This window comes from Erysipelatoclostridium sp. DFI.2.3, from assembly GCF_019132535.1.
In the GTDB taxonomy this organism is placed as follows: Bacteria; Bacillota_I; Bacilli_A; order Erysipelotrichales; family Erysipelotrichaceae; genus Clostridium_AQ; species Clostridium_AQ innocuum.
In genome coordinates this window covers 1-12,583 of the sequence record NZ_JAHOOJ010000016.1, presented here as the reverse complement: position 1 = coordinate 12,583, position 12,583 = coordinate 1, and the positions used below count along the sequence as shown (strand labels likewise).

Below are 12,583 nucleotides of genomic sequence, written 5' to 3'. Positions count from 1 at the left end.
GAGGAAATATGAATAATTCAAAGCTTTTTCAGCCGCTGACGATTTCTACCATGAAGCTGCGCAATGCGACATTTATGGCACCGATGTCTCTGGGATATGAAAGCAGTGACGGCTGTGTAAATGAGCGCATGCAGGCATACTGGCTCGAGCGTGCACGCGGCGGTGTCGGCTGTATTATTCTGGATGCGTTAAGCGTTGATCCATCCGTTCCCTATCTGGGAAATACACTGTGCTTTCGAGGTGAGGAAGCCATAGCATCCTATAAGGCCTTCACAGATAAAGTTCACGAAGCAGGTGCCTGCATCATACCGCAGATTACCCATCCGGGACCGGAGAGTATCTCAGCCTTTATGGGAATACCACCGGTTGCGAGCAGTGTCTATGTTAATTCGATGGGGCAAAGGACAAGAGCACTGGCAATCGAAGAGCTGCCAAACATCATTAAACAGTATGCACAAACCTCGTTGCAGGCGAAGCAGGCAGGCTTTGATGGAATCGAGCTGCACTGTGCACATGCATATATGCTGCTGGGCTCCTTCCTGTCACCAATGCGCAATAAGCGCTGTGATGCGTATGGAGGAAGTCTGGATCATCGTGCACGTCTTCTGTTTGAGGTGATCGATGCAATCAAAGAAGCCTGCGGCAGGGACTTTCCTATCGTTCTGCGCATCAGCGGGGATGAAAAGGATGCGCAGGGAAATACGGTGGAGGATATGTGCTATCTTGTGCCGAAGCTGATTGCACACGGTGTCGATGCCTTTGAAGTCAGTGGCGGTACACAGTATGAGCGCCCGAATAAGATCATTCCAAGTCACGGTGAGCATGAGGGTGTCAATGTTGCGCAGGCAGCAAGAATCCGCGAGGTCAGCAGTGTGCCTGTCCTTGTGGTAGGCAAGGTGCTGGATCCTGCCATGGCAATGGAGCTGGTTGATCAAAAAGCTGTGGATGGGGTCGTATTCGGTCGTGCGTTGCTTGCTGACCCATACCTGGTTAATAAGGCAGCTGAAGATAAGCTGGAGGAAATTGCACCATGCACAGGCTGTGTGATCGGCTGTGTAGGGGAACAGACAAAGCGTCACCCGGCGAGCTGTGTTATCAATCCTGCCTGTGGTAAAGAGTTGGAAATGAAGCTGATTCCGGCTGATAAGAAAAAGCATGTCGCTGTAGCCGGCGGTGGTATCGCGGGTATGGCTGCCGCAAGGGTACTGGCTCTTCGCGGACATACGGTAACCTTATTTGAGAAAACAGACCGTCTGGGAGGACAGCTGCTGCTGGCCTGTGTGCCGCCATTTAAGCAGCCGATCAGTAAGTGGGTTGTTTATCTGGAGCATGAACTGACACGCTTATCCGTTGATATCCGTTTGCATACGGAATTCTGCGAGAATATGAAGGATGCATACGATGCTTTGATCGTGGCAACCGGTGCAATGGAGGCAGTACCGCCAATCCCCGGACTGGCAGAGCATGGCATCGGTGCCTGGGAGGTGCTGAAAAACGAACAGCTCATTCCGGGCGGTAACGTTCTGGTAGTCGGTGGAGGAATGGTCGGCTGTGAGGTATGTGAACACCTTCTCCATAATAAGCGCGGACCGCTGCATATCACGATGATTGAAATGACGGATGAGATTGCGGCAGGTATGGTTGTAAATGAAAAGGTGCTGGTCATGGACCGTCTGCATAAGGCACAGGTACAGCTACTGACCAATACCAGGCTGGAGGCTGTGGAAGCCGGCATAGTAAAGCTGAATGTTCATGGAGAGGCGCTGGAGCGACAGGATTTCACACATGTGGTGTATGCGACCGGTTCCCGCAGCAATACGGCATTGGCCTGTGCATTGACAGATCAGGATAATGTATATGTTGTTGGGGATGCAGCAACCGTAGCGCAGGCACTCGAGGCTGTGCGGGATGCAACCCTGGCAGCAATGGCTGTATAGCTTCCCTAAGAAAATCCGGGAGCCTGTGCGCTGAAATTGGATGTACCGCCTCAGGATTCACTGTAACAGTGTAAATGATAAGGAGCGATTTCCTTTATACGGAATAGCTCCTTTTTCCATATCCGTCTTTCTGTCTTTAAATGAATAGCTGAAGCTCTTGATTTGTTATGAAGTCAGGCTATTGCGTTTCCTGCTGTGTCATTATACAATGGAGAAAAGTGCCTGTTCAGCAAATGGAAACAGGACAGGAGGTATTTATGGCAATACAGCATATCATATTTGATTTGGATGGAACCCTTATGGATACGGAAAAGGGAAATCTGTATGCATGGCAAAAGACCCTGCGCTATTATGTACCCTGGCGTACATTTTCTAATACGGAATTGAAAGCCATACTGGGAGTAACCACGGAGAAAGCATTAACCATGCTGCAGGTGGAGAATGTTGATGCAGCCCAGTTCGATGAATACTGGCAGCTGCAATATCAGACACAGGTTGAGCATATCGCGCTGTTCAGCGGGATGCTGGAGGTACTGGAAAATCTGCGTCATCAGGGATATACCTTGGGAATCGTTACCTCCCGTGACTGGCAGGAATACAGGGCTTACTTTTCATCCCCTTCCTTCGATGCGCTGTTTGCCTGTATAATTTGCAAGGAGGATACCTTGCTTCACAAACCGGACCCGGAACCTCTTCTTGCTTATATGCGGAAGATGAATGCAGTAAAAGAGGACTGTATCTATATCGGAGACATGGACACGGATATGGAATGTGCTGCCAGAGCCGGTGTAAGCTCTGCACTGGCAGTTTGGGGTACAGATGGTCCGGTATCGCAGGGCTGTCTTTCTTCACCGCAACAGATATCTGCATTTGTACAAAACGTATAGATGAGGTGATGAGAATACGTCACTAAAAAGCATTTGAGTGAAATTGAAAAAGTTCAAAACACAGTACCGTGAATAGTGTATTTGTGACATTTTATTTATAAATTCAGGCAAATGTATGAAGAAGCTGTGGAAATGGATGCATGTTTTACATTTTCCTATCTCTTACTTTTTTGAAATAGTTTTAGGGAACACACAGTAAGTATGTTTCCCTTCGTTTTCGTTGACTTCCATACAAAATTCTTTTACAATGAAGAACGTCTGTGTTCCTGGGGCACGTTATCCGCAGGACACTTTGTTAAAGGAGTAATTATGGAAAATAAAAGAGAAAAATTATCCTCACGACTCGGTTTCATCTTTTTGTCGGCAGGATGTGCCATCGGTCTTGGCAATATATGGCGGTTTCCTTATATGGTGGGGAAATACGGGGGAGGAGCCTTTGTACTCGTGTATCTGTTTTTTCTTGTTCTTCTGGGGCTTCCCATTATCGTTATGGAATATTCCGTGGGAAGAGGAAGCGGAAAAAGCGTGGCAAGAAGCTTTCATGTTTTAGAGAAGCCGGGGCAGCTCTGGCATCGGTTCTCTTATGTGGCTATGGCTGGAAACTATCTCCTTGTCATGTTTTACACAACGATATCCGGCTGGATGCTCGCATATTTCGCAAAGATGATCAGCGGGGAATTTAACGGTCTTGATCCGCAGGAGGTGAAGCATGTCTTTGCCTCTTTACAGCAGAATCCGCAGGCATCCTTGTTCTGGATGCTGCTGATTGTCGCTATCGGCTGCGGTGTATGTGCGCTTGGCCTGCAAAACGGTGTGGAAAAAATCACAAAAGGGATGATGGGACTGCTGCTGGCGGTTATGATCCTGCTGGTAGTAAAGTCCCTGAGTCTGGATGGTGCGATGAAGGGTGTCTCCTTTTATCTGATACCGGATTTTGATGAACTGATGAAAAACGGTATTTTCAATGCCATCTATGCGGCGATGGGGCAGGCCTTTTTTACACTGAGCATTGGAATGGGTGGTATGGCAATCTTTGGAAGCTATATTGACCGCAAGCATTCCCTGAGTGGGGAGGGTGTACGGGTTATGGCGCTGGATACGTTTGTGGCTTTTATGGCAGGTATGATTATCTTTCCCGCCTGCATGTCCTTCGGGGTAGCACCTGACAGCGGTCCCGGACTGGTGTTTGTGACGCTTCCCAATATCTTCAATGAAATGGCAAACGGACAGCTGTGGGGAACTCTGTTCTTCGTATTTATGAACTTCGCGGCGTTATCCACCATCATTGCCGTGTTTGAAAATATTGTTTCCTTTACAATTGATTTATGTAACTGGACAAGGCGGAAGAGTGTTCTCTTGAATTTTATTATTATCGCAGTGGGAAGCATCCCCTGTGCAATCGGCTTCAGTGTCCTGTCCGGATTTCAGCCTTTCGGTGAAGAAAGCGCTGTGCTGGATTTGCTGGATTTCCTTGTTTCCAATGTTATTATGCCGCTTGGTTCTCTGGTTTTCCTGTTCTTCTGTACGAGAAAGCTTGGCTGGGGCTGGAAAAATTTTGTGGCAGAGGCGAATGCCGGAAAAGGTCTTCGCTTCCCGGAAAAGGCAAGAGGCTATGTATCTTATGTTCTGCCGCTGATTGTAATGTTCATTTTCCTGTTTGGATTGTGGGAAAAATTCACCGGATAAGCAGTGTATTGCGCGCTGCTTTTTTTATGAGCCTCCTGCATGGCTTGCGCCTTTGTTTGATTCGTTGTAAACTAATGACATATACAGGAGGTAGCTTATGGGCAATTTTACATTTTACGCTCCGACACGCGTGTATTTCGGTCGAAAAGAAGAGGAGCAAATTGGTTCTATATTGAAACAGGAGGGGTGTCACAGGGTACTGGTGCATTACGGTGGACAAAGTGCTGTGAAAAGCGGTTTGCTTGACCGTGTTTTGGCGTCCTTGAAGAAGGCCGGGATTTCCGCCGTCACATTGGGCGGTGTTGTGCCGAATCCGCAGCTTTCCAAGGTGCGCGAGGGAATCGCTCTTGCTAAAAAGGAACAGGTAGACTTCATTCTGGCAGTTGGGGGCGGCAGTGTGATTGATTCTGCGAAGGGCATCGGCTATGGCGTTGTGAATGAAGGCGATGTATGGGAGTATTATGCAAGAAGGAAAAAGGTAACCGGCTGCCTTCCGGTGGGTGCGATACTGACGATTGCGGCTGCCGGCAGTGAAATGAGTAATTCCAGTGTCATCACCAATGAAGACGGATGGCTGAAGCGTGGATTAAGCTCTGATTACGGACGGTGCCGGTTTGCCATTATGAATCCAGAGCTGACTATGACACTTCCTCCCTATCAGACAGCAAGCGGCTGTACGGATATCATTTTACACACCATGGAACGTTATTTCATAAAGGAAAACAACATGGATATCACTGACGGCTTTGCAGAGAGTCTGATGCGTACGGTTATGAAGCATACCCGTATTCTGATGAAGGAGCCAAACAACTATGAATCCCGCGCGGAGGTGATGTGGGCAGGCAGTCTTTCTCATAACGATATAACAGGAAGCCGCAGCTTCGGTGACTGGGCCTGTCATCAGCTGGAGCATGAGCTGAGCGGGATGTACAAGGTTGCTCACGGTGCAGGGCTGGCTGCCGTATGGGGCAGCTGGGCACGCTATGTCTATCAGGAACAGCCATCCAGATTTGCGCAGTATGCCAGAAATGTAATGGGAATCCGGGAAGAAAACGATGTCGAGTGTGCACTGGCAGGAATTGAAGCAACCGAACAGTTCTTTAAGGAAATCGGTATGCCGACATCCATTCATGAAATGGGAATCACGTTATGCGAGGAGGATATCCGAAAGCTGGCATGGAAGTGCAGCTTTGAGGACGAACGCACGATCGGGTGTTTCAAGGTTTTGAAGAAAGAGGATATGGAAAATATTTATCGTATTGCGAAATAAAAAAATATCATAAAACCATAACACTTTATAAAATGTTATGGTTTTATATTTAGGTGAAATTATATATCACTTTTTTCCTATCTTTTCATATCTTATAAAATGTCCTCAAAGCCTTATTTTATAGGCTCTACGGGCATTTATACTTTCTGTTCACGTTCGCATATCGGGGCATATCTTCTTATGTTTTCTCTCTCAAACGTGGTAAATTTCGTGGTAAATACTTCTATGCTATCAGACGCTTTATCTCTGTTTTGGCACTCTCAATAGAGGAATGTGCATACCAATCCATTGTGATACTGATATTGGAATGACCCATGATATACTGTAAATCTTTCGGGTTTATGTTCCTGTGTGCCATTTTTGTACAGAACGTATGCCTTAATATATGCGGTGTGATGTGTGGCAGTGGGTTATCTTTATGGTGCTTGTTGTATTTCTTTACCATACGGACAAATAAAGTGCTGTAATCAATCGCTACTTTCGGCTTGCCTTTGTGATTGATAAATACAAAATCGCTGTGTCCGTCTACCTGTGTCGGCTTTGTCTTTGGTCGGCTCTTGATAACCCTTTGAAATGCCTTGATTGTTTCCTCGCTCAATGGCACTCGCCTTATTCCGCTTTTGGTCTTAGGCGTTTCGATATAATAGCCCTGTTCCTTGCTCTTTAATAGCTGGTGGTCGATATGGACTATCTCATTTTTGAAATCAATATCCTTGACCGTCAATCCGCATAGTTCCGAGATACGAAGTCCTGTTTTTAACAGTATCAGCACATCATCATAATACTTGTGGTACACGTTATCTATCTTGATGAATGAGAGTAGGGCTTGTTCCTGTCCCTCTGTCAATGCGACTTTCCCTTTGGTATCATCTTCTATGACTTCATTCAGCTTGAAATCAAAGGGATTTTTCCTTACATAATCATCTTGTATGGCAATGTAGAATGACGCTTTTAACGAGCGTTTATGGTTGTTAATGGTGTTATAGGAAAAGCCTTTCTCTTTCATGCGTAACGCCCATTCTTTAGCGTCAGAGGGTTTTATGGTATCAATGCTCCTAGCACCCAGCTTGTCCTCTTTTAATAACCGCATGAGCTGTTCTCTCTGTTTCTGTGTGCTTTTCTTTACGTTTGCCCTCTGTGCGTTCTGTTTGGCATAGAGTTGGCAAAGCGTCATTTTTTTGCCTGTGCTGTCGATACCGTCTAACAGGTCTTTTTTTATCTGTTCCTCTTTTTCCCGTAACGATATAACATGGCGCTTGCCCTTTGGCGTTACGTCCGTTGGCGTCAATCTCCAAGCATACACATATTTTGTGTTTCCAAATGCGTCCACATATTTATATAAGTATTTTCCGTCTGTTCGTTGGCTCTCTCCGGTATGCAGGATACGTCCTTTGTTATCCCGTCTTTTTTCTTTCATGGTGTCATGCTCCTTTCCTTGTTGGAAAGAGCCTTGATATGACTTGTTTTCATCTTAACACATACAAGGCTCATTTGCACTAGATAGCGTCCAATTTATCAATGACCTGTTCAAATTGTCGGCGTTTAATCTGTATGCGGTTGCCATTCATAATGAGCCAGCCAGCGTCCTTGTTTTCCTCTGCCAAGCGTCTTAACTTGTTTTCTCCGATACGGAAATACTTTGACGCTTCTTCAATGGTAAGGGTATATTTTTCCCATACGGGAATATCCTGTGCATTACTCATAAAACACCCCCTCACTTTCGATTACGTCTGCTATATCCGTACACATCTGTTCCACAATCATTTCCTGTTTTTCAGAAAGGTGGTTGCATTCATCAATCATTTTCATGTAGTTTGAACCTGTCAGCCTGTCGATTTCCTCTATCATCACGATTGACGGCATGACCTGTCTTTCCAGCCATTGCAGAGTGCGTTCCATATTGACGGGTACGGGGTTCATTTCAAACGGTAAGCTGTCATGGGAAGTGAATATCTCCCATAATGGATAGTCGGGAAAGTCCACAAAGTCCGTAATGAGATAAAACACCAGACCGTGAGGGTTATAGGTCAGTAACAGTTCTTCAACTGCCTGTACTGCCTTTGTATCACGCAGACGAATTTCAAAACGGTTGATAATATCGGTATGTTTCTTTTTTGTTGCCTGTTCCTTTTGTTTTTCATACAGGCAAAAATATTTTGTACTTGCTTTTGAGCCGATATAAAGGGTGCTTGCTAAATCACGGTTTTTTCCGCTTAATTTTCCACCTTGCACATTTTCATAGTTTTTACAGCGACAATCCGCACCGCCATTTTTGTATTTTTCAGACAAGGTGGGAATATCCAGCAGACCGCACATATCATTGACCGCCAAATCAAAGCGACGGATAAGACCACCACAGTCAAGACAGCGGTTTAAGAATGAATACCAATCCCTGTTCTGTGCCTGTAAGACGTATTCCATGTTGCGTGAGCCTGCCCCTTTTAATTCCAAGAACACGCCCATGTGTTCATCATCAGATACCATGACTTTGATTTCTCCATAGGTGTAATGCTCCTTATAGCCATAATACCCGTAATCATAATGGATAAAATAATCGGCTTTCATGCCTAGCACCTTTCTAATGATTGCTAATGCGTCCGTTGTCGGAAAGCGTACAGACAGGTAATCGACTAGCAGATAAAAAGGTTTATCACAGACATAGTAATTCAGACAACGCAGGATAATATTTTGTGTTTCCCTGCTAGCGTTGGCTTTTCCGTTCTCAAAGCGGTTGATACTGTATCTTGATAAATGGGTAAGGCTTGCAAGTTCTCCTTGCGAAAGACCGCTTGCAAGGCGTTTGTTCTTCATTTCAAGTGCAAATTCTAAGTTGTTCATTGTATTCCTCCAATCCCACAACAGCCTTGAAATACCTGTAAACCTATTTTCAAAAAGTATGATATACACTATCTTCTTAAAACTTCTTATTATTCCTCACAGCTTTGGGATTGTATGGTTTTTGGATAGTTTCGCTTGTAATAGTGCCCCCCTGTTAGATAACGGGGGCACAGGTAAGGCTCGCAGGCTCGCCAGCAGACAAAGCATTTCCGTCCTTTGACGGCAGAGCCGTCATGGCGTTGTTGCTGACGCACGCCAGCAGTCCTGCAATGCTTTGTCTGCAAACCCTGTTTGTCCTTTTCTAACCATGCCATATCAACCGATATTCATATCTACGGGTTTAATCAGATAGGATTTACTTTTTAAATGGTTTTATATTTCATTCTGTTGTGCTTAATTATTTACAAACACATAATAATTCTTGTATGCTTATTTGTCAATATCTTTTTTTGTCTTTACAAACCATATTAAGCATGATAGACTTATAACGGAAACGAAATAAGAAGATATACAGAGTTACGGAGGGTTATGCAGTGAAAATAAATTTTTTGGGAAACAACATACAGACCATCAGAAAATACAGAGGAATGAAACAGCAGGAGCTTGCGGACAAAATCGGTATCAATATGCAGAGCCTTTCCAAGATTGAACGAGGATTGAATTATCCTGCCTATGATACGCTGGAAAAGATAATGGAAGTGCTGGACGTAACGCCCAATGAACTGTTGTCGGGGGAATGGAAATATATCAATCAGGCTGAAAAGGAAGTCTGTCAGTTTCTAAGAGCCGAAGAACGCCTAAATACAGAACTGAAACACGGGCATTATGACAACTTTTTTGATAGTGAGGAAGAATGGCTGGAATATGAGTTAGAAAAGTTACGGGAATATATTACCGACTACATCAACGGAAATAACATACAGGCAGGCGACCTTTACCCAATTAAAGAATTTATCCAGCATTTGAAGTTTCAAAGATTGTTAGACCGATATGATGATTTATACAGCATGGATATGTTTGGGGAAAGCATAGAGGGACATAAGTATAAAACACCTTTTCAATTCGTGAAACGGATAAACCCCAACTCAAAAGAAGATATGGAACTGTTACGGGAAGTATTAGGGAATAACCATTTTGATGATGAGGACGAGTAATCTTTTTCCTCTTGTGAGAAGATACAGCAAACAAAAAGCCCGATCAAGAGTGCAAAGCACCACCAATGGTGGCAAAGCTCTTGACAGGGCTTTTTCTTTTCTGTGTTGGGTAATCAAGAGGGAAAAAGGGATAGTTGCACGATTTTCTCATAAGGTATTAAAAACAGCCACACAAAATGTAAGAAATATGTTATAATCGGAAATGGAAAATTACGATAAAGGCGGTGTATGAGTGGCAAAGAAAAATAAATATTCGTTTGATAGCAAAATTCATGTTTACCGAGCGACAAAACGAATGAGCCAGCAGGAACTCGCTGACCTTGTAGGCGTATCACGACAAACGATTATACAGCTTGAGAGAAATCGTTATAATCCCTCTATGTTGTTGGCATACAGTATTGCGAAAGTGTTTGATGTAACGATTGAAGATTTATTTGATTTTAGGGAGGATTGACTGTGTTATCATTATACGAATTTTTATGGAATGTATTTAACAGTAAAACTGTTTTGATAATTGGTGCATGGGCAAGTTTGCCACTTACATTGATATTGATTGTAATGTTTGTACGAAAACAAAATCGAGATGAACGTGGGTGGAAAATTAAAGGAAAAGCTAGTGCGATTGCCTTTATCTATTTTATAATTATGGCAAATTTACTTGCAAAAGCAGTTGGAGCAATGGTGCCTGATACTTTGGAAGTAGGTTATGTTTTTTGTGCCAATGTAATCCAATGGCTTTATGATACGATGATATTTATTGAGATTATTGCAATTTTAATTTTAAATAAAATTGAATAAATAAAAGATTTCTTGTTTTTCATCTAAATGAGAGCAAGAATTTTTTTGCTTCTAAATGTAAGAAATACTTTACTTTTAGAATGAAATAGTATAAAATAAGGGCGAATATAAAAACTCAAGGAGGAATGTATTATGGCAACAGAAAAAAAGGTCTATAAGGTTATAAATGAGGCTGGATTGAAAGCACTTGAAAACAAATGTATTATTGTAAAATACGCTCCGCATAATTTGAGTGCAAAGATTCTCGAATTTTTCAATTCGGAATTTTATGTACTACAACTTTGTGAGCATGAAATTGTGTTAATACCATTCAATCTTATGACATTGAATATGACGTTAAAAAAAGAAGAACTTTTAGTAATTCCATATTCTCGAATTAAAAGTATTGAGATTTCAGAAGATTTATTGAATTATATCATTTCAATTACAACAGATACAGATATTATTCGACTATCAACACAGCAAAAAGAGCTAAGCAATTTACGAACTTCTGGCAGTTTGACATCAAAAAAAGCTGGAATCACTTTAGAAAATTGGCATAAAGACAATTTAGATATAACTTTAGAAGCGTTAAAGAAGATAGATACTAATAGTAATTAAAACATCTTACTTTTATTTTTCAATATAAAGGCTCGTGCAAAACAATATGTTTTGTGCGGGCTTTTTTTCATAGACACTTTCTTTTCTGATACGAAACCAAAGGTATAGACGGTATTTCTATTTTCCGTATTGAAATATTCCGTTTGTATATTTCAGTTTTTGCAGAAAGGGGGGGGGTGAACTTATGAATACATCTTCTTTCAAGGATATTGTCAGATTGCAGTTTAATTCTTTGATGATGATTATCATTAAGGGCAGGGTAAAATATCATAAAAAGCAGATTATGAAACGCTCTAAAAATGAAGTTCTGTTTTGCGAAATGTCAGAAACAGAACGGCTTGAACAGGGAACAGTTGATACATACATTTATGATTATGTATCGTTTCAAGTTTTTCATTTTACGATTTGTGTAACAGATGAAAAACTCGCTACAGCTTTAAATATGCTATCGAAAAAACAGCGTAGTACGATTTTATTACGTTATTTTCAAGGCATGAATGACAGAGAAATTTCAGAATTGTACCATGTATCACGTTCTGCTATTTTTAGCAGAAGAAGTAGAGGACTAAAGAAGTTAAAAATGCTTTTAAGCGAAAGGAAGTAAAAAGAATGAGCAAAGATTATGGCTATCCCTCTTTTGAATTGATTTGCAGAGCGTCAAGCGGAGATGAGGTGGCAATCAGAGAAATTTTGAAGTTTTATGACGCTTATATTTCTAAATTATGCTTGCGACCGTTTTACCACTGTGAAAGTGGTAAAATCATTATGCAGGTTGATGAAGAACTAAAAGGAGAAGTTTATACAGATATGATGAAAGCAATCTTGAAATTTGAAATACGAGTGAAGTAATCAACTGTATAAAAGAAAATTGGGAGATACACAGTTATTTGTGCTATCTCCCATAGTGGTTTTACTGTCATATCAAGGCTCATTCAATCGTGGTAAATTCGTGGTAAAATGAGTTTTTTTCTATACCTCAAAATGCTTGAATGTATAGTGTTTATGCGGATAATCAAAAATTAGATATAAAATTTATTAAAATTTAGAGCATATTCGGAGCCAAAAATTATGTGTCTGATAAGTTTTTTTATTGATACGCCATTATAGCTAAAAAAGAATGATATATAGACATAAAAGGAAGATGATTCGAATATATTAAGATAATCATATTATCTAATAAATTGGAAAAGATAGTAATCGCTGACTGTGGTTAATTATAGCATTATAATTATATTATAACAAATTAATCAATGCTATGTAAGTCTTATATTTCTTCATTAGTTATTAGCTGAAGTGAAAAGTTAAATTCCACTTTCAAAGTAGCTAAGTAGAAAAGACTCTTACACAACAATCTAGTTGAATTTACACTTACAATTGCATTTAGTCTTTCATATATCCTTTTTTATATCTATG

13 protein-coding genes are annotated in these 12,583 nt (G+C 41.8%); 10 read left to right on the top strand and 3 right to left on the bottom strand.

Annotation, left to right across the window (positions count from 1 at the left end):
- Positions 1 to 8 precede the first annotated feature (8 nt).
- The 4 genes from KSZ58_RS15550 to KSZ58_RS15535 all read left to right on the top strand — a co-directional run bounded on the left by KSZ58_RS15550 (position 9) and on the right by KSZ58_RS15535 (position 5,780).
- Complete coding sequence (locus tag KSZ58_RS15550) at positions 9 to 1,937, top strand: FAD-dependent oxidoreductase (protein ID WP_009269618.1); 1,929 nt, start codon at positions 9 to 11, stop codon at positions 1,935 to 1,937.
- A gap of 257 nt (positions 1,938 to 2,194) precedes the next feature.
- Positions 2,195 to 2,824 carry an HAD family hydrolase gene (locus KSZ58_RS15545; RefSeq protein ID WP_008819645.1) on the top strand — a complete coding sequence of 210 codons (630 nt, stop codon included), beginning with the start codon at positions 2,195 to 2,197 and terminating at the stop codon, positions 2,822 to 2,824.
- Between the two features lie 309 nt (positions 2,825 to 3,133).
- Positions 3,134 to 4,510 (top strand): sodium-dependent transporter, encoded by a 1,377-nt coding sequence (locus KSZ58_RS15540; RefSeq protein WP_002607991.1) that lies wholly within the window; start codon positions 3,134 to 3,136, stop codon positions 4,508 to 4,510.
- Positions 4,511 to 4,607: 97 nt separating this feature from the next.
- Entirely contained in the window at positions 4,608 to 5,780 is a 1,173-nt protein-coding gene (locus KSZ58_RS15535; protein ID WP_009269617.1) for an iron-containing alcohol dehydrogenase, read from the top strand.
- A gap of 223 nt (positions 5,781 to 6,003) precedes the next feature.
- Here the strand turns inward: KSZ58_RS15535 and KSZ58_RS15530 are convergent, their stop codons facing one another.
- The 3 genes from KSZ58_RS15530 to KSZ58_RS15520 form a co-directional block, all read right to left on the bottom strand.
- On the bottom strand, positions 6,004 to 7,197 hold the full coding sequence (locus KSZ58_RS15530) for a site-specific integrase (protein ID WP_009269616.1): 1,194 nt from the start codon (positions 7,195 to 7,197) through the stop codon (positions 6,004 to 6,006).
- Positions 7,198 to 7,276: 79 nt separating this feature from the next.
- Positions 7,277 to 7,483 (bottom strand): excisionase, encoded by a 207-nt coding sequence (locus KSZ58_RS15525; RefSeq protein WP_002341493.1) that lies wholly within the window; start codon positions 7,481 to 7,483, stop codon positions 7,277 to 7,279.
- The gene (locus tag KSZ58_RS15520; protein WP_009269615.1) at positions 7,476 to 8,618 is read right to left on the bottom strand and encodes an XRE family transcriptional regulator; all 1,143 of its coding nucleotides are present in this window, start codon (positions 8,616 to 8,618) and stop codon (positions 7,476 to 7,478) included. Before KSZ58_RS15520 ends, KSZ58_RS15525 begins: the two co-directional genes overlap by 8 nt.
- Positions 8,619 to 9,151: 533 nt before the next feature.
- Between KSZ58_RS15520 and KSZ58_RS15515 the strand changes: the two genes are divergently transcribed.
- The 6 genes from KSZ58_RS15515 to KSZ58_RS15490 all read left to right on the top strand — a co-directional run bounded on the left by KSZ58_RS15515 (position 9,152) and on the right by KSZ58_RS15490 (position 12,019).
- Positions 9,152 to 9,772, top strand: coding sequence for a helix-turn-helix domain-containing protein (locus KSZ58_RS15515; protein ID WP_009269614.1), 621 nt, complete (start codon positions 9,152 to 9,154; stop codon positions 9,770 to 9,772).
- Between the two features lie 232 nt (positions 9,773 to 10,004).
- On the top strand, positions 10,005 to 10,226 hold the full coding sequence (locus KSZ58_RS15510) for a helix-turn-helix transcriptional regulator (RefSeq protein ID WP_002349979.1): 222 nt from the start codon (positions 10,005 to 10,007) through the stop codon (positions 10,224 to 10,226).
- 2 nt (positions 10,227 to 10,228) lie between these two features.
- Entirely contained in the window at positions 10,229 to 10,570 is a 342-nt protein-coding gene (locus KSZ58_RS15505) for a hypothetical protein (protein ID WP_009269613.1), read from the top strand.
- A gap of 132 nt (positions 10,571 to 10,702) precedes the next feature.
- Positions 10,703 to 11,170 (top strand): hypothetical protein, encoded by a 468-nt coding sequence (locus tag KSZ58_RS15500; RefSeq protein ID WP_002350348.1) that lies wholly within the window; start codon positions 10,703 to 10,705, stop codon positions 11,168 to 11,170.
- A 184-nt stretch (positions 11,171 to 11,354) separates the two neighbouring features.
- Positions 11,355 to 11,774, top strand: a complete 420-nt coding sequence (locus KSZ58_RS15495; protein WP_009269612.1) for an RNA polymerase sigma factor — start codon at positions 11,355 to 11,357, stop codon at positions 11,772 to 11,774.
- A 5-nt stretch (positions 11,775 to 11,779) separates the two neighbouring features.
- Complete coding sequence (locus tag KSZ58_RS15490) at positions 11,780 to 12,019, top strand: helix-turn-helix domain-containing protein (protein WP_002350350.1); 240 nt, start codon at positions 11,780 to 11,782, stop codon at positions 12,017 to 12,019.
- Positions 12,020 to 12,583 lie beyond the last annotated feature (564 nt).